Source organism: Chryseobacterium angstadtii (assembly GCF_001045465.1).
Taxonomy (GTDB): Bacteria; Bacteroidota; Bacteroidia; order Flavobacteriales; family Weeksellaceae; genus Chryseobacterium; species Chryseobacterium angstadtii.
In genome coordinates, this window is record NZ_LFND01000001.1 from 178,964 (window position 1) to 202,308 (window position 23,345).

A 23,345-nucleotide genomic window follows, 5' to 3' on the forward strand; every position below is an offset into this window, starting at 1 on the left:
ATTTAAGTAAGTGTTGCCCTGGGTGGTTAGTTAGAATTAGGGATAAAAAAAATACCCTCAAAGTCATTGAAGGTATTTTTTATTTTAAATATAAATTATATTATTTCGTAAGCTTCGTTTTTGGAATAGCAACCGTTCCCGGATCTTTCCATAAGCCATCTTTTTCTGCTCTCTTTTTAATAGCCTGAGCTCTTTTTTCGCTGTCAGGGTGAGAGTTAAACATCTTTTCAAAACCGGTCTGAGTACTTCCTTCTGAAAGTAAAGCTAACTTTTTGAATGCAGAATATGCTCCTACAACATTATAGTTATTCGCTTTCATAAAGTCATAAGAATAGGTATCTGCTTCAGATTCCTGCTTTTTGCTGTGGGAAGCATCTAAGAAATCATTAGCCATTTTACCAATCTGGCTTTCATTCAGAGTAGCTACAGTTCCCGATACAGATGATCCGGCATCCAAAGCCGCCGCTTTCATATAAGCTGCTTTCATAGCATCTTTGGTATCCTGATTTTTCACGTGACCTATCTCGTGTCCGATTACTGCTAATATTTCATCATCTGTCATTATATCCATTAAAGAAGAAAATACACGCACACTTCCGTCTGCACAGGCAAAGGCATTGATATCCTTTACTTTATACACCTTATAATTCAGAGCCAGTCCGTCCTGAGATTTGTGTTTTCCGAAAAGCTTGTTCAGTCGTACTGTATAAGGATCTTTAGGCCCTGCAACCGGATTGTTCTTGTCCATCCAGTCAACGGATTCCTTTGACAGTTTAATAGCATCCTCATTGGTAAAAGTAAGGGCTTTTGCTCCTTTCGAAACAACACCGGCAGCTTTTCCAAGATTAATTTTCTGTGCTGATACAGCATTCACTGTGCCTAAGAATAAAAGGCAGACGATAATTCTTTTCATAGTCATTTTAATTTGGACCGCGAAGATAGATATTTTTTTTAACAATCAGTAAGTCAAGTTCATCCTTATTCATTTCAAAATGCTGTTTTTTTTCCTTATTTTTGTGAAATGAGTCAGAAATGGATTTACAAGCCCGAACCCGACGAGGAAGTTGTGGACAGATTAAGTTCGTCACTTGGTTTTGGTACTTTTGAATCTAAACTCCTCGTTCTTAGAGGAATTGACAATTATCAAAAGGCCAGAGAATTTTTCAAACCCAATCTTACCGATATTCACAATCCTTTTCTGATGGCAGACATGCAGAAAGCTGTTGAGCGTATTGCCAATGCCATAGAAAACGGGGAAAAAATACTGGTATACGGAGACTATGACGTAGACGGGACTACGGCAGTTGCCCTGATGTATTTATACCTCAGCAAAATTGTTGAAAAGAAATATCTCGATTATTATATTCCGGACAGAAATTCTGAAGGATACGGAATTTCTACCGAAGGAATTGATTTTGCCAAAGAAAACGGCTTTTCTTTAATCATTGCTTTGGACTGCGGTATCAAGGCTATAGATATGATTAACTATGCTCAGGAAAAGGGAATTGATTTCATTATCTGCGACCATCACCTTCCGGGAGAAGAAATTCCGAATGCTGCTGCTGTTCTGGATCCGAAAAGGGCCGACTGCAGATATCCGTTTAAAGAACTTTCAGGATGTGGTGTAGGCTTTAAGCTTTGCCAGGGACTGAACACCATTTATAAAATTCCGGAAGCCGAATTATTCGAGCTTACCGATCTTCTGGCTATTTCCATTGCCGCAGATATTGTTTCCATGACCGGAGAAAACCGGGTACTGGCAAAAATGGGGCTTAAAACTCTTAGAAAAACCAGAAATCTGGGCTTAAGATTATTGATTCCGGAAGATAAGCTTTCTCACTTTGAAATTTCAAATATTGTGTTTGAAATTGCTCCGAAAATTAATGCTGCAGGGAGAATTTCTCATGGAAAAGCTGCCGTGGAACTGATGGTGTCAGACAACCTTAAACACGCCAATCAGATTGTTGGAGACATTATGAATCTTAATGATGAAAGACGTGAACTGGATATGAATTCCACACTTTCTGCTCTAAACCAGATCATAGAATCTCAACAGCAAACAAAACATTCCACGATTGTTTATCATCCTGAATGGAACAAAGGAGTGATTGGTATTGTGGCTTCAAGACTTATTGAGACGTATTACAAACCTACTCTGGTATTCACAGATGGCAACAATGGAGAAATGGTGGCTTCTGCCCGATCTGTTTCTGATTTTGACGTACATGAGGCTCTGGATATGTGCTCGGAATATTTCCTGAAATTCGGAGGACATCACGCCGCAGCAGGATTGTCTATGGAAAAAGACAAGTTCGAAGCGTTTAAAATAAAATTTGAAAAAATAGTTTCCGAAAGAATTCAGGAACATCAGCAGGAACCTTCCGTAACCATTGATTCTGAAATTAAGGTAGATGAGATCAACCGGGAATTCATCAATTTCCACAGAAAGCTGGGACCTTTCGGGCCTCACAATATGAAACCGATCCTGACCCTTACGGATCAAAAGCTTTCGGGTTATGTAAAAACAATGGGGAAAGACAACAACCACCTCAAATTTTACATCAAACAGGAATCTACGGGAAGGAATATAGAATGTGTAGGTTTCAAACTCGGACAGCACGCAGAAGATTTTAAAAACAAAAATTTCGATCTTGCTTTCACCTTAGAAGAAAATCACTGGAAAGGAAATGTAACCCATTATTTGAACATAAAAGATGTGAAATTCAGGGATTAGAAATAAGGGATAAGGCAATAGGGATAGAGGTTATGGGAAATTTCAAGGAATTATGGGTCTGGCAAAAATCAGTACATCTTGTTACTGAAATCTATTCCTTTACTCAAAGTTTTCCAAAACAAGAAATCTATTCGCTGACAAGCCAAATCCGTCGCTCTTCAGTTTCCATTCCATCTAATATAGCTGAAGGGCATTCAAGAAGATCTACGCTGGATTACATTCAATTTTTAAAAATTGCCCGAGGAAGCTGTGCGGAGTTGGAAACTCAACTTATAATTGCAAGAAATTTAAATTACTTAAATCCGGAAGAATTCCAAAATTTAAGCGAAAAAACAGCTGAAATATCGAAAATGATTAATGCTATTATCACAAAATTACAATCTACACCTAATCCCTAATTCCTTCAACCTAAGCCCTAACAACTCATGAAAAAAATCGGCTTATTTTTCGGCTCTTTCAATCCGATCCATATCGGACATCTCATTCTGGCTAATTACATTCTGGAAAATTCTGACATGGATGAATTGTGGTTTGTGGTAAGCCCGCAGAATCCTTTTAAAGATAAAAAATCGCTGCTGAATGACCACAACCGGCTGGATATGGTACAGCTTGCCGTGAAAAACTATCCAAAAATGAGAGCTTCCAATGTGGAATTTTCTCTTCCGAAACCCAGCTACACCATTGATACTTTAACCTACCTTCATGAAAAGTATCCCGACTACTCCTTCTGCCTGATTATGGGTGAAGATAATCTGAGCAGTCTTCATAAATGGAAAAATGCCGAACTTCTGATTAAAAACCACCACATTATTGTATACCCGAGAGTTTTTGAAGGCGAAAAGAAAGACTCGGAATATCTTCAGCATGATCATATCTCACTGATTCAGGCACCTGTGATAGAGCTTTCTGCCACAGAGATCCGGAATATGATTAAAGAAGGAAAAAATGTACGCCCTATGCTCCCTCCTGAAGTTTTTGAATATTTGGACGGAAGCAGTTTTTATAAGTAATTTTGTAAGTAAGAAATTAGAAGCTAGAAATTAGAAATTAGATTCCAATACAGCCTGCTATTTTTCAATCTATATATCAAGACATGGAATTTATCGAAAAATTTTTCTCAAAATATCCCCAGGAAAAAGTGATCAGATGGTTTAAGCAAGTCTGTTTGGCTGAAGCTATTTCGTGGTTTTTCCTATTCACTGCAATGACCTGGATACGTGTAGATCCGGAAGGTATTTTCCCTATCGTATATATCAGTACTATTGGCAGTATTCACGGATTTTTCTTTACTCTTTATCTTATCTTTCTACCTGCTGTAAGAAAAATATACACCTGGGATGATGAAGACAGCGTTTTCGCTTTAATTGCCGCATTTTTCCCTTTTGCTACGATTTGGATAGATAAATCTTTAGCGAGAAAGGACCGTGAATAATAAAGCAGGACAATCCTGCTTCACTTTTCTTTCATTAATAAACCTCAACCTTTACGGTATTCTTACTTCTATATCCGAATTAATCTGAACAGGTAGTTTTTGCCCCAATTCTCTACAGATAAATCTCCCGAATACTTATCAACGGGTAAGTCATTTATAGTAGAAGAAGATACCGTCAGATTGGTATTGCTGACTACTAAAATATCCACAGGCACTTTATAGCAGCCCGTAAGCCCGTTCTGTACCCAACTTTCATATATAATAATTCCTCCGGAAGATGCTATTTTCAATTTTCCATCCACTACTCTTCAATTATCCGGATTTTGTGAATTTAATTTTATACTGCATAACAATGCGGTGAAAACACAGAATGACAGTGAATTTTCATGATTTACAGTTTAAATTATGATCGTCTTTTTTTATTATTTCAGAAAAACTTCTCTTGAAATGTAATACTTAAGTTTCTTCAATTGTCTAGTTAAATAGAAAAGAAAATTAATTGGTTTTTTCAGGATGAAATTTTAGTCACTGAAAATCAATGAGTTAAAATTAAAATAAAAACATTTTAAGTACTTTGTATTGCATGATACTGTTTTTATTATATATCTTTGCAATGTTAAATAACAATTTATACAAGCTAATAAAACAACTAAAACATATTAATTATGAAAACTCAGATTCTCATTGCCGCCTTATTTTTCAGCGGACTGGCAGCAGCCCAGCAGTCAAAAGACACTCTGAAAGTAAAAAACATTGAAGCTGTCAATATCAAGAAACAGGTTTTCAAAAAACAAAGCGACCGTTTCATTTATGATGTAGCTTCTTCCCCGATTGCAAAGGGAACGAATACTTTCAATCTTTTGAAACAGACTCCAATGATTTCCAGCATTGACGGAAAATCTCTGAAAATCATGGGAAAATCTGATGTGGTTATCTACATCAACAACAAAAAATCCAATATGGATGCTGAAGCGTTAATAGAAATGCTGAAGGGAACTCCATCTGAAGATATCCAGAAAATTGAAGTGATCACAACACCGGGAAGCGAATTCCAGGTTGAGTCTAATGAAGGCGTCATTAATATTGTGATGAAAAAGAATAAAAATGACGGCTACAACGGAACTTTGAAAATGAATAACGAGCAGGCGTATTATAATAATCCTTCTGCCGGAGCTTCATTTAATTTCAGAAAAAACAAATGGTCTGTAAATTCCAATTTCAATACGGGAAGCTGGACAGACAGAGAAAGATATACATTATCCAACGGAGATTCTACTTTCAGAAATGAGTCTTTTGGTTTTAATGATGATCCTAACAAAAATGTGGGAGGTAGCGTGAATATTGACTATGAGATCAATAAGAAACACAGTGTAGGATTCACCTACAACATGAGGTATAACAAAAGTTTCAACTCTATTCTTGATGTAACGAACTGGCAAAACGGTGCTTTAACGAACAGAACGATTAACCATGAAGATGCACAGACCAGAAACCATTCTTTCAATTTGAATTATGAAATAAAAACAGATTCTATCGGAAGTAAGCTTACCTCTAATGTTTCTTATCTATGGTTCAACAGAGATAAAATGAGTACCAACAAAAGCTACCCGATTACCAACAGCTCTGAAATTGATGAAAACAGCCCATACAGTGCACTTAGACAATCGGTTCCACAAATTATCAATAATTACGCAGCCAATATTGATTATCTTAAAAAAACGGCTAAAGGCAGCACATGGCTGATGGGAGTAAGCTACAACCACACCAATACGGATAACGATACCAGACAGGATAATCTTGTGAACAACGTCTTTGTTAACGACATCAATCAAACCAATCATTTTATTTATAAAGAAAGAATTTTCGGGGCTTACCTTACGTATGAGAGAAAGCTGAGCGAAAAACTTTCAGGAAAAGTAGGCGCACGTTATGAAATGACGAGAAGCAGCGGTGAAATTCTGGAAAAGACAAGTTTTGACAGAAACTACAACAATCTGCTGCCTTATCTTAATCTGAATTATACCATCAACTCAGATCATAATTTAAGCTACAGTTTTTCAAGCAGAATCAGAAGACCTAGATTCTGGGAGCTGAATCCGTCCAGAACGTATTTCACCCCTACCAACTACACTCAGAATAATCCTTTTGTACTGGCTTCCAAATATTACAATCAGGAGATCAGCTATATGTACAAGAATGCATTTTTTGCCAATCTGAGCTTTAATTATGTAGAAGATGCTTCGAATCAGATTCCTCTTCAGGGAAGTATAACGGGCCCGCAGAAAGATGACAAAGGAAACATTATGTATGATACTGCCGGAAACCCGATTATCACTACGACTAAGTTTTTAAGATATATCCGAACCAATTATGGTAACAACAAGCAGTTCGGACTGACATTAGGAATGAACAAATCCTGGTTCAAAGATATCTGGACTACGAATTATTCTGTGAATTTAGGGTACAATATCTACAGCGGAACAGTATCTGAGGACCCTACCACAGTTCCGGATCCCCTTTATACAGAGCAGGTAATTCCTTATGTGATCAATTTCAAAAACTTTAATATATCCGGTAATATCAACAACACCATCCGTCTTTCATCCAATAAAGACTGGTTCCTGGGTCTTAATTACTATTACGGCAGCAAATTAAAAATTGAAAGCGGAACATTGGGTGTAAGACAGAGTTTCGATATCAGTTTAAAGAAAATCATGGGTTCATGGACGTTTGTAGCAGAGGTTTATGATTTATTCAATCAAAATTTCAACACCATCAGAGGGATACAGCCTAACGGAAGCTATAATAACGTAACCAACTTCGAGTATTCAAGAATTCTGAACATCGGGGTCACCTATAATTTCGGAAACCAAAAACTGAAAAAAGCGAGAGAAATGAAATCGGCCAACGACGCGATCAAATCGAGAACCTAAGCCCGAAACAAAAAACAACCACAAACCTACCCGCCTCACAGCGACACTTAAATAAGAATCATTATGAAAAAGATAATTGTAGTGGCAGCAGCCATTTCAGGAAGCTTGGTATTTGCCCAGGAAAAAAAATCCGATACGGTAAAAACAAAGTCTATAGAAGGAATCACTCTTACCAAACAGGTATTTAAAAAGCAAAGCGACCGTTTTGTATATGATGTAGCGGCTTCGCCTGTTGCCAAAGGAAATACCGCTTTTGATCTTTTAAAGCAGACTCCCCTGCTTTCTTCAACGGATGATAAAACTCTGAAGATCGCCGGAAAAAACAATGCCCTGATCTACATCAACGGAAGAAAAACGAATATGGATGCTGAATCTCTGGCTCAGTTCCTTAAAAATACGCCCGCAGAAAATATTCAGAAGATTGAAGTAATTACGGTTCCGGGAAGTGAATTCCAGGTAGAATCTTCAGACGGAATCATCAATATTGTTCTGAAAAAGAAGATGAGCGACGGTACCAGCGGTAATATGAGAATGTCTAATACTCAGAATAAATACAATAACACCCAGGCCAGTTTCTCTGTGAATTACCGAAAAGACAAGCTTGGAATCAGTGCCAATCTGAATGGTGGGGAAAATATTTCACCTCAGTCTTATATTCTGAGAAATGGAACGGATATGCTGAAAAATGAATCGGTAGGTGATATTGATGATCCGAATAAAAACATAGGCGGCTATCTGAATATTGATTATCAGCTTAATGAAAAAAATAATTTAGCGCTATCCTGGAATTCCTGGGCGAATAAAAGCTATAATTCAACGATTGATCTGTATAATTCCCTCACTCAGCCTAATCAGCTGGGAATCATGGAAACTACACATACATGGACAAAAAACAGAGAAGATGCCAGAAATTACAATAACTCGGTTAATTTAAACTATGAAGCAAAACTGGATTCTCTCGGAAGTAAACTGAACGTGAATGCCGCTTATCTTATCTATAAAAGATTTCAGTTCTCAAAAAACAACACGATGATTTCCGGTATAAATAATCCGGAAGATTTTTCAACAACAGGAAAGACGATTATTCAGGATATTCCGCAGATCATCAACAATTTCTCGGGAACAGTAGATTATATCCAGAAATTTAAAAATGATTTCACGCTGTCTGCCGGTGGAAACTTCAACAAAACAAAAACGGATAATGATACCAAAAATCTAACCTACGATTATATTTACAACCCTGCAGGAGGTTTAGAAAAAGTAAATATTACCCCTGAATCCAATCATTTTATATATGACGAAAATATCTACGGACTTTATCTGACTTTTGAAAAGAAATTCTCCGATAAATTTTCCGGAAAGGTAGGTGCAAGATATGAGATCACAAAAAGTCTTGGAACGGCAGACAGCCCTTATCATCCTTTAGAATCTCAAAGACATCAGACCATTGAAAGAAATTACAATAACTTTTTGCCTTATTTAAGTTTCAATTATGCAATTAATGATAAGAATAATATCTCCTATTCATTTTCCAGCAGAATGAGAAGACCCAGTTTCTGGGAACTGAATCCGGTAAGAAATTATATTACAGAATTTAATTATACTCAGAACAATCCTTTTGTAAAAGCTTCGTCTACGTATAATCAGGAACTGACGTATATGTACAAGAACTCTTATTTCCTGATCCTGAACCATTCTTATTTTAAAGATCAGATTACACAGGTTCCTTTACAGGGCTTTATCAAATCGCCGGACGGAAAAATAGGGACTCAGAATGTACTTCGCTACATCAGAACCAATTTTGGGGACAAGCAGGAAATGTCTGCGATGGTGGGTATTCAAAAGACGTTCTTCAAACAGTATTTAACGCTGAACTTCAATGCCGGAATTCAGCATAATATCAACAACGGATCTCTCGCAGGAGATCCTACAACCGGAGAAACTTTCGTAGATAAAGACGGAAATCCGCTGGTGTATACCAATAATGTGAAATCAACAAGTCTGATTGTTACCAGTAATAATACGATCCGTCTGGACAAAAAGAAAACCTGGTTTCTGGGCGTGAATTACTTCTTTGTGGATAAACAGCAGATTGAACTGGGAATGCTGAAAAATCTGATGAGTTTAGATTTAAGCATCAAGAAAAACTGGAACGACTGGACATTTGCTTTGAATCTGAACGATATACTAAGAACAAATGTGGTTGAAATTGAAGACTATCAGGCCAATGGAAATTACAATTACATCAGAAATGATCAGTACAGAAGGAGTATTACCGTAAGCCTTACCTATAATTTCGGAAACCAGAAAGTGAAAAAAGTAAGGGATATCGAAGGTGCATCTGATGATATCAAAAGCAGAACAAGATAAAGAGACTATCTTTCTTCATATTAACTATTTTTGTGGTAAACCCGCCGGAATTTCCGGCGGGTTTTTATTGTTGATTAATCTAATTGATTTGAGTTCGGGATAAGAACTTTTTATTTTACTGATCTTAAGAAAATCTAAAACTACGTGGATCTGAGTAGTTCCGTTAACCATAAACCATGTCAAGGTTCAGAACCTTGACATGGTTTAAATGAATACTCTTTGTCCTTATCGAACTCTGATTAATTGTATTTTTAAAATTTATAAGCAATACTTCCCAGAACCTGTGTAGGGTTTTGTGGGGTTAATCTTACAGACCACGTTTTTTCGTTCGTTAAATTATTCACTTTAATTCCCGCTCTGAAATTTTTATGATCATAAAATAACGTCGCATCTAAAGTAGTATAGGCCGGAATAATCACTTTTGCCGTCGTGGTATTGGTCTGGAAAGAATGGTTTCCTTTATTTCCTCCGAAACCGATTCCCAGTCCTTTCAGCTGTCCGTCCATCATCTGATAACTCATCCAAAGGTTGTATAAATTAGAAGGTCCTGAAAGTGCAGGACGAAGCCCGTCGATCTTAGGATCAGCTTTTGTCATTTTACTGTCGTTGTAAGCATACCCCGCAATAATATTGAATCCTCTTAGAGGGTTCGCTGTGAATTCCACTTCGAAACCTTTACTTCTCTGGCCTCCGTCCTGAACGGAATACAAAGGGTTAACAGGGTCCTGGCGCACCATATTCTTCACATCAATATCATAATAACTGATGGTTCCCACAAGCTTATGTCCGAAAAGATCTCCTTTTACACCAAACTCTTTCTGATTGGCCTGTTCCGGTTTAAAAGTATTTCCTGAAATATCAGATCCTCCTTTATTGGTAAAACCATTCATATAATTTCCGAAAACAGAGACTTTATCTTTAATCACTTCATACACCAATCCGAATTTCGGGGAAAAGTTGGTCTGCCAATACTCTCCCGTGGTTATATTCTGAGCAATATTGGTTACTCCCATATTCTGATAACGGTCTGCACGTAAGCTTACCATAGCCAGAAAACGGTCTGTAATATTGAATACATCCGATACAAACACCGCATAGCTGTTGTCTCCGTTCTTTTCAATTCTCGGAGTTCCCGATGCGGCAAGGTTATCAATCGCATCCTGATTCACTGAGTAAGGTGCCGTTCCAGTAAAATCGAACGGAGCTCCGTTTACAGTTACTCTGTCGAAACTGTTGGCATTGTTATAATAATCCAAGCCGACAATTAATCTGTTGCGGTGTCCCAAAATCTGAAAATCACCGATGAAATTCTGCTGGATATTGGTCGCAATGAAGTTTGTATTTCCTTTCATCACCTGCAGTCTGGCAGTAGTATCTGAGGCTCCGTTAATGGCGGTGATGTATCCGTCGATGGTAGATTTTGCACGGGAAACCAAAGTCTGTGAGGTCCAGCTGTCAGAGATTTTATAATTCATCTGAGCAAAAATATTCATCATTTCTGTTTCGTAAGGAATACCATTGCTTCCGAAAAGTCTGTTGTACGGGAATCCCATATCTGCAATAGACTGTACTTTATTGCTTCCTAAGAAAGGATTGAACCTTACCACAGAAGTCGCCTTTTCATGTCCGTATTCAATATCGAATAAAAGGGAAAGTCTGTCATTGATCTGGTAGGAAATAGACGGCGCTACAGATACAGCATTGCTAAAGCCCAGATCCTGGAAGCTTTTTTGAAACGTAGCGGCCCCATTCAGTCGGAAAAGGACCGTTTTATCTTTATTGACCGGCGTATTTACATCTACTGTAAAACGGTTGTAATTCCAGCTGCCTGCTGTGTAAGATACCTCACCTCCAAAACCGTTAAATGGCTTTTTCGTTACCCTGTTGAATAAACCTCCGTAGGTAGAAAGATTAGATCCGAATAAAGTAGCGGAAGGACCTTTAATGGCTTCAATTTTTTCAAGATTCGCAGGATCTATAGTTGTGTAAGCAAATCCTGAAATTCCGTTTCTTACCATAGGTTCTGTAGTGAATCCGCGGGAAAGAAAAGTCACACGCCCCTGATTGGCAAGCATAGGAATACCGGCACCGGGAATGTTTTTGGAAATACTTCCCAAATTCACCGCAATCTGCTCCTGAATCAGTTCTTTAGGAACGCTGATATAAACCTGCGGCGTTTCTATATTTTTTAGAGGAAGCTTCGATACGTATGGGCTTTCTTTTTTAGAAAATTTGTTGGTTACTGAAGACAGCGTAATTTCCTGTATGGCAGAAATATTTTCCTTTTCCAGCTGATAATTCACTACAGCGGACTCGTTCTGCCCTACTTTCACTTCTATGATTTTTTCTGCAGAACCAATTACCTGGATTTTGATATGGTAATCGCCGTCAGCAAGATGTTCAAAGCTGAATTTTCCATCCTGATCGGTAAGAGTATGCTTATTGATTTCCACCAGTTCCACGGTTGCTTCCCGGAGAACATCTCCGTTGTGCTGCTTCAGAACTCCGGATATATTTCCTGAGCTTTGGGCAAAAGCCCATGCTAGACCTCCAAAAAGGAAGAGTGTTGTAGCTGTAAATTTCATTCAGTAAATTTTTTCAAGTTGCAAATCTATAGTTTTATTTATACTAATTAAAAATAATAATTCACAAAATTGATTTAAATCATATGAAAGAATCACTGAAATAACTCTACAATTTCGATTTTAATTCCTGCCAGAGCACGAAAAATATAACTTCCACACCCTATGAAAATTATGATTTATATTTCTTATCTTGAATCTATAAAAGTCTACTATTTAACTTCTGTCTTCTTATGAGAAATTCCCTGGTTATTTTTTTCAAATGCTTACTGATGATCTTCTTTATTTCCGGATGTAAAGTAAAGAAAGTAACCGTGGGCGAAGGCATCAGTTTTGAGAAAGAAGAAAATCTCCGTTACGGAACCGATCCCGAACAAATCATGGATCTTTATACACCTCATCAGGGCTTTTCAAACAAAAAGAATGTTTTCATCATGATTCACGGCGGGGGCTGGAGAGGAGGAGATAAATCTAATCTTACCTTCTTCACCCTTTCTATGATGCAGCGGTTTCCTGATCAGGTTTTCGCCAATATCAATTACAGACTGGCTTCTTCTACAAGTCCCGGAATTCCCAACCAAACGGATGATATTGCAAGTGTCATTCAATATTTAGATAAAAAACTTAACGGCAGACCTCAATTTATTCTTCTGGGTAACAGTGCCGGAGCTCATTTATCCATGCTGTACGCTTATCATTTTGATCATCAGAAACGAATAAAAGCAGTGGTGAATATTGTAGGACCTACCGATCTGTCTGATCCCGGTTTTGAAAAATATGATGATTATTCTTTTGTGAAAAATTATCTGGTGAGCCCAAAAGCAGTGGTTCCCGGAATATCGAAAACCTTATTTGCAAGTCCGATTACCTGGGTTGATTCTACCTCAGCACCTACCCTTTCGTACTATGGGAATACAGACCGTGTGATTCCTTTATCCCAAATGAGAAGTTTAGATTCTGCTTTCATCCAAAGTAAAGTCAATCATGAAACGTATGAATTCAACGGAGGGCATATGGATTGGGAAAAAGCCCCGAATAATCAATTTCTGATTGAAAAAACAGCCCGTTTTCTGAAACATCTGGACAAAAAATAAACGCTCTGAAAATTTCAAAGCGTTTTAATTTATATCGGTTTATTCAGATTTTGCAATTTCCGTTCTCTCCGAAACTCCATTGGCATTGAAAGCTTCAATCTGGAAATAGTAAGAATCGGTTCTGTCTGCTCCGGTGAAGAAATATTCGTTCTTTCCGTACACCATGATGCTTCCGTAGAGTTTATCTGGAGATTTTCCCCAATAAATTATGTATCCGTCTGCATCCTGGTTCTGCTGCCATTTCATCCAGATGCTTCTTCTTTCACCGAACTTCTTAGGTTCTGATCTTAAAGGAACAAATCCCTGTACTTTCTTGGGTTTTTCCCCGGCTCCTTTTCCAAATACCCTGAAACCGCTCAAAGCAAATTTTCCGGTAGGCATTTTCAGGTTTTCCATTTTCAGAAATCTTGCCTGTGCGGGTTTTTCTAGTTCTACATAGTCGTGGGGAACATCTTTGGTGTTCTTGCTTTTATCCACAATCTCGTTCCATTTTCTTCCGTCGTTGGAACCATAGATTTTATACTGATGCATTTTCCCAAGCGTTTTCCCCATAAATTCTACATCCTGATCAGCATAATTGATCTGAATAGCGTTAATGGTAGAAACCTCGCCAAGATCAGTTTGAAACCACTCTCCGGAATTTCCGGTTTTTGCACTCCAGTAGGTTTTGATATCTTCATCTACCGCTAAATTCGGCTGATAACCACCTAAAGTAGAAGAAACCTGAACCGGTTTGTTATAATTCAGCAGCATCCAACCCGCGAAAAGTCCTTTGCTAAAATCTTTTCCCTGCGCAAACTGCGGAAGAAAGGTAGGATAATCTCCGTAAGCCGTGTTGGTATACATCACATCATCCTTATCAAATCCGGCAGGCCAGATGCCAAGTCTTCTTTCAAAATTGTTTTTAGTGGAGATAAAAATGGTTGAAACATGCCACCAGTTTTTGTAATTGTCTTCAAAAGTGGCTCCATGTCCCGCTCCTCTGGCAAAACCACCCGGTTTATAGGAAAACGGATTGTGCTGCTGGTACTCAAAGCCTTCCAGAGGATTTTTACTGACGTATACTCCATCAGAATATCCGCTGAATTCGGTAGCCGGAGCTCCGTACTGCATATAGTATTTTCCGTTGTGCTTAGTCATCCATGCTCCTTCTACAAATGGCTGAAGAAATACGTTGTCATTGTATTCCCCGAATCTTTCCCAGCCATGCTCTTCAGGTTTCAGCCTGATAATGGGCTTTGTAAATCCTTCGGACTGGAGTGTTTTAACTTTCACTTCGGTTCCCAGGAGCGGCCATTCATTACTGGATCCCCAGTAGAGATACAATTTGTTTTTATCTTCATCATAATGGAATGCAGGATCCCACGCGCCTACTTTTAAGGTATCTACCGCAATTTTCCAGTCATCTTTGGTAGGATTGGTACTTTTCCAGATCGGGAAATCCTGTTCCCAGGTAGATCCGTACACATAGAGAGTATCTTTCATGGCCCAGACTGCAGGAGCATTCAGGTCATGGATGTATTTATTATCTCTCAGGAATTTTCTTTTGACGAATTTCCAGTCCAGCATATCGTCACTGTACCAGTATCCTTCCTGATTGGTAGAAAAAAGGAATAGTTTATTTTTAAAATTAACGATTACGGGATCGGCTGTTGCACGATGTTTCCCCTGTTTGGAAAACACTTCGAAAGGTGTATACCCATAATCGATGTTGATGGGGTTACAGAATGTTTTCTGCTGGGCACCCACGAATATCCCGAACAGAACAGCGAAGGTTAAAAGGTACTGCTGCATCTTCATAATTTTTGCTTAAAGGACAAATTTAAATAACTTTTTTGTCTTTTGTCTCAATTTGAAGAAATGAAAAAAATTAAAAAAATTCCGGCCCTGAGACAGGGCCGGATTCTATTTCAAATAAGCTGTAATTAAGCTTTTAATTTTTAGGCAGAAATACCTCAGCAAGCATACATCTTGCACTTCCTCCACCATTTACTTCAATGGTATTCAAATCGGAGTAAATGATTTCACAGTATTTTTCTATCGCAGAAACCTGATTTTCATTCAAAGACTGATAGGCTGTCTGGCTCATCACCAAGAATTTCTGCCCTTCTTTGTTCTGAACCTGAAGCATATTTCCTGCGAACTGCTGCATCTGCTCTTCTGAAATTTCAATGATTTCCTTACCTGAGTTTTTGATGGTTTCAATTACTTTTTCTCTTTCCAGTTCATCATCAATACAGTCTAAACAAATCACCACAAATTGGTCTGCCACACACATCATCACGTTGGTATGGTAAATAGGAAGCCTTTCCGATCCCACCGTTTGATAAGAATGAAAAACTACCGGTGTGAAGCCATATTTTGCACAAAATTCTCTGAACAGTTTTTCGTCAAGTCTCAAAGAAACTGAACCATAAGCAATTTTGTTATCGTGGTCGAAAATCATGCTCCCCGTTCCTTCCAGAAATTTCCCCTGGGTTTCGGTGAAAGACCAGTCATCAATTTCTTCCACATCAAATCCCTGGCTTTTGATGGTTTCAATAATATCTTCTCTTCTTTCCACTCTTCTGTTGGAAGCGAACATCGGGTACAAAACCACCTTTCCGTCTTTATGGAAACTTACCCAGTTATTCGGGAAAATAGAATCCGGTGTGTGAGGATCCAATGTATCTTTTACGGTGATCACATTCACCCCTTTGCTTCTCAGTTTTCCAACAAAAGTGTTGAATTCTTCCAAAGCTTTAGATTGAATATCAGAACCTTTCTGTTCAATCTGAAAATAATTGTTTTCTGCTGTTTCAGCGTTGTAACCGAATGCAATCGGCTCTATCATTAATACGGTATCTGTTGTTTGCATTTTTTTTGATTTAAAAATTAAAAGATTGAAAAATTGAAAGATTAGAAGATCTGGTCATTATCGAATCAGCCAATCATCACATCTTCACATCAATCTACTCTCTTACCAACGGCATTGTAGAACATCTCAGCAATCCTCCCATTTTAGAGATTTCTCTGTAAGGAATTTCTTCTACGGTCATTCCCCACTCGTTTCTCAGGTGGTTGTTCATTCTTGTGAAAGCTTTGTCCGAAACAATTACTTCGGGAGAAATAGAGAAAATATTCGGGAACATTTCAAACATTTCTTCATCATTAAGATGGAAGCAGTTTTCTTCTCCGAAAATATCCACGATCAGGCGGTAGTCGCTTTCGTCTACAAATCCGTTTTTATAGATAAGACATTTATCTTTTCCTACCGGGTTGAATGTACAGTCAAGATGTAAGATTCCTTCAAAAGGAACTTTATCATTTTTCTTCAATTCAAGGTCGATAATTCTTTTCTTCGGAAAGTACTCTTTCAGAATTTCGATAGCGTATTCGTTGGTTCTTGCCGTTTTATAGTTTCTGTAGTCTTCACTGAAACAAGTTCCGATGAAAAGGAAATCGTCCCATACGATAATGTCTCCTCCTTCAATGTGTGCGGTTTCCGGAAGGTTGATAATTTTTCTCCAGGCTACCTTTTCAAAAACTTTTTTATAGGCATCCTGTTCATCCGCTCTGTCTGCTATTACGTTTGAGATGATCATTTTATCGTCAATCACAAAAGCTACATCTCTTGAAAAAACCTGGTTGTAATCTTTGATAATGCTGGGACGCAATACCTCTACATCATATTTTTTAAGTACTGCTTCAAAAGCATTCATTTCATTGATGATATCCTCTTCTTTAGGATACATATTGTTTTCGATAGAGTAATATGACTTGGCGTCATAGCTCTCTTCCAGTGTGGGAATGCCTCCCATTGAATTAGGCTGGCCTAGAACTACTGATTTCAGCCTGCCCGTTTCGTTTTTAATGTTTAGTCTCATAAAGATTTATGCAATACTACAAATATAAGTAAAGGTCTCTACCTAGAAAACTTTTGAATTGCTTTATCCTTATAATTTTGTCCGATTTTCCGGTTACTCTAAGGAAGGTTTTATTTACAGGTATTTTATCCGCATAATGCAATAAATACAGAAAATACCACCATGTGATACTCACTTACAATTTGGGGGTACGCGCTTATAACTGAGAGGTGCGCACTTACTTGATATCACTAGCTTTATTTTCCTGCCGCCCCTACATTTGCTGTACAAATTTTAAATCTTATTATTATGAAGAAAAATCTTATCTTTTTATTAACTGTTTTATTGACATTAGTATCAGTAACCAGCTTATTTGCACAGAATTCTTTTAGTGTGAAATACATTGCACAATCAGGTTTTGGTGCTCCTCCGCCTGAATTAATAAGAGTAGAAGCGGATTATGACCGTCATAACCACATTATTTCTCCTCCTAACAGTTCTACCCAGACAACACCTATTCTTGAAAGCAAGCATATTGTCAACGGAACAACAGTCACTTATCTTACTGCTCCGACTCCAAGTCCGAACAAAGCTCAGACATTTGAACTGTTTCATTTAAAGGTGATATGGACTGCTTATGACAATGGGGTTCCTTTTTCAAGAGTGTATACCTTCAATGGTGGACAAATAATAGCTGCCAATGGTGGTACTGAAATAAATGAACTAATACCACAAGCCAGAATACGCTTAAAAGCAATTCATTCAGGTACTCATGTACTTTATCAAATCACTCTCCAAACCTTTTAAGCAAGTCAGTCAGTATTCGTAACAAAATAATAAACTCTGTTTTTAAAAACAGGGTTTGTTTTTTATACTTCCAACGAAAAAACGCTGTCTGCTATTGATCTACAACCTTCTATTTTCCATCTACATACAAACATAATTTTTGATTATAATTAAAAATAAATTCCTATATTAGTGATATAATTCCAGCTGAATTATAATTTAAAACTTAACTATTAACACCAAAAATCAAAATCATGAACAAGAAAAATCCAGTGCTGAAAAACGCACAAAAATTAGGAAGAAACGAGCAAAAATTAATCACAGGAGGAGGGATCAACAGACCTAGATACTGCTGTGAATGGAATGACGACGGAAGCTGCAGAATCTGGACTTGCGGAAACTGCGTTTGCCCATAATCAAAATTTATAAACCTGCTTATCACAAGCAGGTTTTCTTTTTATCTGTTTTATCTGGTTCTGTTTTCTTCTTCTGTTTTCTGGGTTTCTCTAACCTGATATTTTGAGCTTCCAAAACTGTAACCCACCGAAACAATCAAACGGCTGCTGTCCCACCAATGGGTAAAACGATTGTCCATAATCTGTTTATGTCTGAATTCCAGCCGCTGGTCATAAGAATCAAAAATATTATTGTAACTGATCTTTGTATTAAGTGTATTGTTAAACCATGACTTCTGTACAGACAGATCAACGGTATATCTTGGTTTTATAATATACAGGCTGTTTCCGGTTTTGGATTCGTATTGGGCAAAGAGATTCACGGTATATCCTTTTGGTAAAGAAAAAACCTGATTCGTTCTGAGCTCGTAATTATATACTTTTAAAGCAAAAACCTCATTAAGATAAGGCCGGAACTCATCATTATAATATCCGGAAATCTGGTTCGTCATATTCCACCATTTTGTAATTCTAACGGGGAAACTGGTTTCTATGGAAGCAAATTTCCGATATGGAAGATTGGTTCCCAGATATTCCAGAACATTGGTAACGGGATTGTAGAGCGGATAGCGTACCATTACATCTTTTTCTTTTCCAACCGTAAAGTTTGTCACCCAGTTTTTATACCGGTAAGTAAGTTTAATCTGACTGGTCAACGAAGGTTGCAGATAAGGATTCCCTATCCAGTAGTTCAGAGGGCTGAAATAAAACCTGAACGGATTGAGCTGTGAAAATACCGGTCTGGTCATCTTTCTGCTGTAAGAAAGTGACAATTCATTGGATTTATTGAAAGTATACGTTGCCCCTGCGGACGGCAGCCATTTCAGATAATTTCTTGAAACTATTGAATCATTGGTGATAGCATTAGAAACGCTCTCTGTATTTTCAATTCTAAGCCCTGAATTGATCAGAAGTTTTCCCAACTTTTGTCTGTACGAAATATATCCCGCCCCTATTTTTTCTCTATACGAAAACCTGTTGCTTCGTCCCGGATCAAATACAAAACTGTTATTTACTGACAATGTATCGTAACGGATGTTATTATTGGTGTTTGAGTGGCTGTATTTTATTCCCGCTTCAAAATCTGCATTATTTATTTTTTGGGAGATATCAATCTGGGCAGTCTGGATATCAATTTTATTAACAAGATCGGATTTCCAGTAAGACAGAAGTTGAGAAGTCGGCTTATCTCTATTGATAAAATCATCTGTCTGCATATTTTTCACGGAAAGATAGTTTCCTAAAAAGTTAAGCTTAAAACCTTTATTTTGGAAGGAATAATCAGCGACGATACCATAATTCTGCTGGGAATAATCTGTCGGGTTATCGCTTTCGGTATTAAAAACAAGCTGGGATTCATCTTTATTGACGGTGTAAAGTGAGCCTGAACGGGTCCGGTCGATATTTCTGAAACTTCCTCTCAAGCCAACTCCCAATCTGTTTTTATCATTAATTCTGAAATCAGCTCCCGCCTGAATGTTGTATACTTTTCCTTCATCTTCCTGATAGGTACTGGTCCGCATCACATTGGTATTGGCCAGTTTTTGTAAGGCGTTATAGCGATAAGTGGAAATTCCGTTATTGTAGCTGGTTTGAAGACTGTACGCTATTTTTTCTGTATTATAGGAAAGATTTAAAGCATTTTCCCGATACGTGAATTTATTGAAATAAGCATTTCCGTTATAGTTTCCTTTCCAGCCGAGATTTCCGTTTCTTTTGAGTCTGATATCAATAATTCCTTTAAACTCGGCATCATATTTCGAAGAAGGATTGGTATTCACTTCAATGGATTCTACCATTTCCGGTGACAGTGAACGAAGATAGGCCTGCAACTCCTGACTGCTCATTGTAATGGGTTTACCATCAATAAAAACAGCCGGTGCAATTCTTCCACCAATAAAAATTCCGCCTTCCTGATCTACAGTTACCCCGGGAGTTTTCCTTAAAACCTCAAAAAGATTAGCAGATGTTTTGAAATCTTTATTCCCGGAAACACTCATTACCATGTTTCCGTCATTGAGTCTGATATTTCTGGCTGATGAGCGGATCACAACTTCTGAGATACTTGCTGCTTCCGGTTTTAACTCAATCAGCAAAGGATCTTCGGCTTTATCCAATGTTTTGGCTTCAAAACCTTTTTTCTGAATGATAAGATAAGTATCTGCCGTATTGTTGTTGAGTTGGAAAAATCCTGTGGAATCTGTCGATGTTTTTAAAATCAAACGTTGGTCTGATTTATTTAACAGAGAAATTTCAGCATTAAAAACTGCTGTCTTCGTTTCCGCATCCAATACTTTTCCTTTTAATGCTTCCTGAGCTTTTGCAAAATAGAGAGATAGGAGCAACAGGAAAATCCATAATCTGGTCGTCATAAATTGTTTATTTTATGAAACCAAAAGTAGACGGATGCCGGAAAAATCAGGTTTTGAAATTGAAATTCCGCAGTACGAAATTATAATTCTGAACTCTGCAACCTCGCCTCAGAAGGGCTTTGCGCCTGTCTGTATAAAAGAGGGGTGGTATTTTTAATTTTTTTGAATGTAGAAAAGAAAGTGGATTTAGAATTAAATCCTACTTCATAACCGATCTCTTCAATCTTGAGGAAAGAGCCTTTTTCAATTTTTTCACAGGCTTCATCAATCCTGTATTCATTGATACAGGTTGCAAAACTTTTACCGAGATTATCATTCAACAGTTGGGAAAGCTGATGGGTAGACATATTCATTTTTGCCGCGAGATCACTTAATTTAAGATTCGGATTTTTGTATAATTCTTCGGAGTTCATAAGCTGTTCAAGTTTTAAAACAAAATTGTCTGCTATTTCTCCTGCAATTTTTTTATTGGTGTATTTCGGAGTTTCTTTTACTGAATTCTGAGAATTCTTTTTGCTAAATAGTATTAAAAAGTTGGCATACAACACAAATGAGAAGACAAGACTTCCCCCTGCGCAGTAAATCTGTATCCAGCCCGTAGAAATTAACTGATAAGACAGGAATATAATGACATTGCTGATGAGTACCGGAAGGATAACCTGATTCGGATTTCTTGCCCTCTGTTTTGAAAATACATAATACTGATATACGGAAAGCAAAACAAATATTGACCAAACGGTATAAATAAAGGTCCCGAAATATCTGTCCCAGGTCACCGGAAAGAATAAATACACCAATCCTACAGTTCCAAGAAATAAGGTGAGAACACCAAAAGAAGTACGACATTGTTTTAAATCAAATTCTTCCTGCTGAAATGATGATCTGATATAGTAATACAAAGCCGGTCCTGTAAAAAATAATGCCGACATTCCGAGGGAAGGAATAATTCGTGCCCAATCCGGATAAAAATACATACCAACCGATATCCCGACTCTGATGCTCAGAGTCAATAGAATTAAGCCCAAAAAGAAATCCGGGATGTACTTCAATTTTCTGACAAACAGAAGATAAATCCCAAGCAGAAGCCCATTAAAAACTCCTATGGCACTGAAAAAAAATAGCATCTGTTCTCCGAAAGTCATTGTTATTGTTTTTTATTTTGATATAAGCTTATCAATAGTAGTTTCACTCATTATTACTGATGATTTTCAATAGGAACGGACTTTAGTCCGTTCAATAAAAAACCTCATCATTTGGCTTTAGCCAAAATCTATTGAAACAGATCAACTTATGAGAGTAAATTTAATAAAATTATCAATTCTAATTTGATTAAAAATAAATAACCTGTAAAATAAAAAATCCCAAAGCAAGCTTTGGGATTTTAGTTATGGTAAAACAGGGATTATCTGTTTGTAATATCGATGTAATCTCTTTTCTGAGCACCTTGGTATACCTGTCTTGGTCTTCCGATCGGGTCTCCTTTGATTCTCATTTCTTTCCACTGAGAAATCCATCCCGGAAGTCTTCCCAATGCAAACATTACTGTAAACATTTCTGTAGGAATTCCTAAAGCTCTGTAGATGATACCAGAGTAGAAATCTACGTTTGGATATAGTTTTCTTTCTACGAAGTATTCGTCTTCAAGCGCTACTTTTTCCAACTGCATTGCAATGTCAAGAGCTTTATCCTGAATACCTAATGCGTTAAGGATGTCATCAGCAGCTTTTTTAATGATTTTCGCTCTTGGGTCGAAGTTTTTGTACACTCTGTGTCCAAAGCCCATTAGACGGAAGCTATCGTTTTTATCTTTAGCTTTTGCTACCCATTTGTTAACGTCTCCACCATCTTTTTCAATTAATTCAAGCATTTCGATAACCGCCTGGTTTGCTCCTCCGTGAAGAGGGCCCCAAAGTGCAGAAACCCCTGCAGAAATAGAAGCAAAAAGACCTGTATGAGCAGAACCTACCATTCTTACTGTAGAAGTAGAACAGTTTTGCTCGTGGTCAGCATGCAGGATTAATAATTTATCTAAAGCTCCAACTACAACCGGATCGATTTCAAACTCCTGATTTGGCATTCTGAACGCCATTTTATAGAAGTTTTCTACATAGTTAAGGCTGTTATCTCCGTGGTTCAATGGTAAACCTAATGTTTTTCTGTAAGTCCATGCGCAAAGGTGAGAGAATTTAGCAATCATCAATTCTGCAGCATGATCCATTTCTTCTTTAGAGTTTACGTTAACCGCTTTTGGATTGAAAGCAGTCAAAGCGGAAGTTAAAGAAGATAAAACTCCCATAGGGTGAGCAGAACGAGGGAAAGCATCGATGATTTTTTTCATCTCCTCTGCTACGAAGTTATATTTTTTAATATTGTTGTCGAAAGATACAAACTGATCCTGAGTAGGCAATTCACCGTGTAGTAAAAGATACATTACCTCTGTGAAGTTAGATTTCTCAGCAATCTGTTCAATAGGATATCCTCTGTAGAATAGTTCTCCTTTATCTCCGTCTAAGTAAGTGATGTCGCTAAGAGTAGCTCCAGTGTTTTTGTACCCTAAATCCAGAGTGATTAAACCTGTCTGGTCTCTTAATTTTGAAATATCAATTCCTCTGTCTCCGATAGTACTGTCCACGATTGGATATTCATATGAATTACCGTCGTAATTCAATATTACTTTGTTGTCTGACATTATTTATTTATTTTGTTTCTAAATATACTACTAATTATAAAATACGGCAAACA

Annotated in this window: 18 protein-coding genes; 9 read left to right on the top strand and 9 right to left on the bottom strand. The window is 37.5% G+C overall.

Annotation, left to right across the window (positions count from 1 at the left end; all coding sequences use genetic code 11):
• Nucleotides 1-100: 100 nt before the first annotated feature.
• Complete coding sequence (locus tag ACM46_RS00755; protein WP_048504730.1) at nt 101-913, bottom strand: M48 family metallopeptidase; 813 nt, start codon at nt 911-913, stop codon at nt 101-103.
• Nucleotides 914-1,021: 108 nt separating this feature from the next.
• Here ACM46_RS00755 and recJ point away from each other — a divergent pair, with 108 nt between their 5' ends.
• From recJ to ACM46_RS00775, 4 genes are all read left to right on the top strand, one after another.
• Nucleotides 1,022-2,734, top strand: coding sequence for a single-stranded-DNA-specific exonuclease RecJ (gene recJ, locus ACM46_RS00760; RefSeq protein ID WP_048504731.1), 1,713 nt, complete (start codon nt 1,022-1,024; stop codon nt 2,732-2,734).
• A gap of 32 nt (nt 2,735-2,766) precedes the next feature.
• A complete protein-coding gene (locus tag ACM46_RS00765) occupies nt 2,767-3,132 on the top strand; it encodes a four helix bundle protein (RefSeq protein ID WP_048504732.1) in 366 nt (121 codons plus the stop codon).
• A 27-nt stretch (nt 3,133-3,159) separates the two neighbouring features.
• Complete coding sequence (gene nadD, locus ACM46_RS00770) at nt 3,160-3,744, top strand: nicotinate (nicotinamide) nucleotide adenylyltransferase (protein WP_048504733.1); 585 nt, start codon at nt 3,160-3,162, stop codon at nt 3,742-3,744.
• Between the two features lie 83 nt (nt 3,745-3,827).
• Nucleotides 3,828-4,166 (top strand): DUF3817 domain-containing protein, encoded by a 339-nt coding sequence (locus ACM46_RS00775; protein WP_048504734.1) that lies wholly within the window; start codon nt 3,828-3,830, stop codon nt 4,164-4,166.
• 68 nt (nt 4,167-4,234) lie between these two features.
• Here the strand turns inward: ACM46_RS00775 and ACM46_RS00780 are convergent, their stop codons facing one another.
• Entirely contained in the window at nt 4,235-4,468 is a 234-nt protein-coding gene (locus tag ACM46_RS00780) for a hypothetical protein (RefSeq protein WP_048504735.1), read from the bottom strand.
• A 363-nt stretch (nt 4,469-4,831) separates the two neighbouring features.
• Here ACM46_RS00780 and ACM46_RS00785 point away from each other — a divergent pair, with 363 nt between their 5' ends.
• Nucleotides 4,832-7,099, top strand: a complete 2,268-nt coding sequence (locus tag ACM46_RS00785; protein ID WP_048504736.1) for an outer membrane beta-barrel family protein — start codon at nt 4,832-4,834, stop codon at nt 7,097-7,099.
• Nucleotides 7,100-7,162: 63 nt separating this feature from the next.
• A complete protein-coding gene (locus ACM46_RS00790) occupies nt 7,163-9,469 on the top strand; it encodes an outer membrane beta-barrel family protein (protein WP_048504737.1) in 2,307 nt (768 codons plus the stop codon).
• Between the two features lie 251 nt (nt 9,470-9,720).
• On the opposite strand, the gene ACM46_RS00795 is transcribed toward ACM46_RS00790, so the two are convergent.
• A complete protein-coding gene (locus ACM46_RS00795) occupies nt 9,721-12,054 on the bottom strand; it encodes a TonB-dependent siderophore receptor (protein ID WP_048504738.1) in 2,334 nt (777 codons plus the stop codon).
• Nucleotides 12,055-12,323: 269 nt separating this feature from the next.
• Between ACM46_RS00795 and ACM46_RS00800 the strand changes: the two genes are divergently transcribed.
• Nucleotides 12,324-13,145 carry an alpha/beta hydrolase gene (locus ACM46_RS00800; protein WP_241485947.1) on the top strand — a complete coding sequence of 274 codons (822 nt, stop codon included), beginning with the start codon at nt 12,324-12,326 and terminating at the stop codon, nt 13,143-13,145.
• A gap of 39 nt (nt 13,146-13,184) precedes the next feature.
• Here ACM46_RS00800 and ACM46_RS00805 read toward each other — a convergent pair whose 3' ends face one another.
• The 3 genes from ACM46_RS00805 to ACM46_RS00815 all read right to left on the bottom strand — a co-directional run bounded on the left by ACM46_RS00805 (nt 13,185) and on the right by ACM46_RS00815 (nt 17,011).
• The gene (locus tag ACM46_RS00805; protein WP_048505541.1) at nt 13,185-14,939 is read right to left on the bottom strand and encodes a discoidin domain-containing protein; all 1,755 of its coding nucleotides are present in this window, start codon (nt 14,937-14,939) and stop codon (nt 13,185-13,187) included.
• A gap of 139 nt (nt 14,940-15,078) precedes the next feature.
• On the bottom strand, nt 15,079-16,002 hold the full coding sequence (gene ctlX / locus ACM46_RS00810; RefSeq protein ID WP_048504740.1) for a citrulline utilization hydrolase CtlX: 924 nt from the start codon (nt 16,000-16,002) through the stop codon (nt 15,079-15,081).
• A 94-nt stretch (nt 16,003-16,096) separates the two neighbouring features.
• Nucleotides 16,097-17,011, bottom strand: coding sequence for a dimethylarginine dimethylaminohydrolase family protein (locus tag ACM46_RS00815; RefSeq protein WP_048504741.1), 915 nt, complete (start codon nt 17,009-17,011; stop codon nt 16,097-16,099).
• A gap of 288 nt (nt 17,012-17,299) precedes the next feature.
• Between ACM46_RS00815 and ACM46_RS00820 the strand changes: the two genes are divergently transcribed.
• Entirely contained in the window at nt 17,300-17,797 is a 498-nt protein-coding gene (locus ACM46_RS00820; RefSeq protein WP_048504742.1) for a hypothetical protein, read from the top strand.
• Nucleotides 17,798-18,030: 233 nt separating this feature from the next.
• Complete coding sequence (locus ACM46_RS23235) at nt 18,031-18,192, top strand: hypothetical protein (RefSeq protein WP_157859407.1); 162 nt, start codon at nt 18,031-18,033, stop codon at nt 18,190-18,192.
• A 50-nt stretch (nt 18,193-18,242) separates the two neighbouring features.
• Here ACM46_RS23235 and ACM46_RS00825 read toward each other — a convergent pair whose 3' ends face one another.
• The 3 genes from ACM46_RS00825 to ACM46_RS00835 all read right to left on the bottom strand — a co-directional run bounded on the left by ACM46_RS00825 (nt 18,243) and on the right by ACM46_RS00835 (nt 23,292).
• Nucleotides 18,243-20,603: a TonB-dependent receptor gene (locus tag ACM46_RS00825; RefSeq protein WP_083997303.1), complete on the bottom strand. Its 2,361-nt coding sequence runs from the start codon at nt 20,601-20,603 to the stop codon at nt 18,243-18,245.
• 80 nt (nt 20,604-20,683) lie between these two features.
• Nucleotides 20,684-21,745, bottom strand: a complete 1,062-nt coding sequence (locus ACM46_RS00830; RefSeq protein WP_048504743.1) for a helix-turn-helix domain-containing protein — start codon at nt 21,743-21,745, stop codon at nt 20,684-20,686.
• Between the two features lie 260 nt (nt 21,746-22,005).
• Nucleotides 22,006-23,292, bottom strand: a complete 1,287-nt coding sequence (locus ACM46_RS00835; protein ID WP_048504744.1) for a citrate synthase — start codon at nt 23,290-23,292, stop codon at nt 22,006-22,008.
• Between the last annotated feature and the right edge of the window lie 53 nt (nt 23,293-23,345).

Coding starts and splice junctions, on each gene's coding strand:
- nadD (WP_048504733.1), top strand. CDS start 3,160: ATGAAAAAAATCGGCTTATTTTTCGGCTCTTTCAATCCGATCCATATC.
- recJ (WP_048504731.1), top strand. CDS start 1,022: ATGAGTCAGAAATGGATTTACAAGCCCGAACCCGACGAGGAAGTTGTG.
- ACM46_RS23235 (WP_157859407.1), top strand. CDS start 18,031: ATGAACAAGAAAAATCCAGTGCTGAAAAACGCACAAAAATTAGGAAGA.
- ACM46_RS00790 (WP_048504737.1), top strand. CDS start 7,163: ATGAAAAAGATAATTGTAGTGGCAGCAGCCATTTCAGGAAGCTTGGTA.
- ACM46_RS00800 (WP_241485947.1), top strand. CDS start 12,324: ATGATCTTCTTTATTTCCGGATGTAAAGTAAAGAAAGTAACCGTGGGC.
- ACM46_RS00830 (WP_048504743.1), bottom strand. CDS start 21,745: ATGACTTTCGGAGAACAGATGCTATTTTTTTTCAGTGCCATAGGAGTT.
- ACM46_RS00805 (WP_048505541.1), bottom strand. CDS start 14,939: ATGCAGCAGTACCTTTTAACCTTCGCTGTTCTGTTCGGGATATTCGTG.
- ACM46_RS00825 (WP_083997303.1), bottom strand. CDS start 20,603: ATGACGACCAGATTATGGATTTTCCTGTTGCTCCTATCTCTCTATTTT.
- ACM46_RS00765 (WP_048504732.1), top strand. CDS start 2,767: ATGGGAAATTTCAAGGAATTATGGGTCTGGCAAAAATCAGTACATCTT.
- ACM46_RS00785 (WP_048504736.1), top strand. CDS start 4,832: ATGAAAACTCAGATTCTCATTGCCGCCTTATTTTTCAGCGGACTGGCA.
- ACM46_RS00815 (WP_048504741.1), bottom strand. CDS start 17,011: ATGAGACTAAACATTAAAAACGAAACGGGCAGGCTGAAATCAGTAGTT.
- ACM46_RS00795 (WP_048504738.1), bottom strand. CDS start 12,054: ATGAAATTTACAGCTACAACACTCTTCCTTTTTGGAGGTCTAGCATGG.
- ACM46_RS00775 (WP_048504734.1), top strand. CDS start 3,828: ATGGAATTTATCGAAAAATTTTTCTCAAAATATCCCCAGGAAAAAGTG.
- ctlX (WP_048504740.1), bottom strand. CDS start 16,002: ATGCAAACAACAGATACCGTATTAATGATAGAGCCGATTGCATTCGGT.
- ACM46_RS00835 (WP_048504744.1), bottom strand. CDS start 23,292: ATGTCAGACAACAAAGTAATATTGAATTACGACGGTAATTCATATGAA.
- ACM46_RS00755 (WP_048504730.1), bottom strand. CDS start 913: ATGAAAAGAATTATCGTCTGCCTTTTATTCTTAGGCACAGTGAATGCT.
- ACM46_RS00820 (WP_048504742.1), top strand. CDS start 17,300: ATGAAGAAAAATCTTATCTTTTTATTAACTGTTTTATTGACATTAGTA.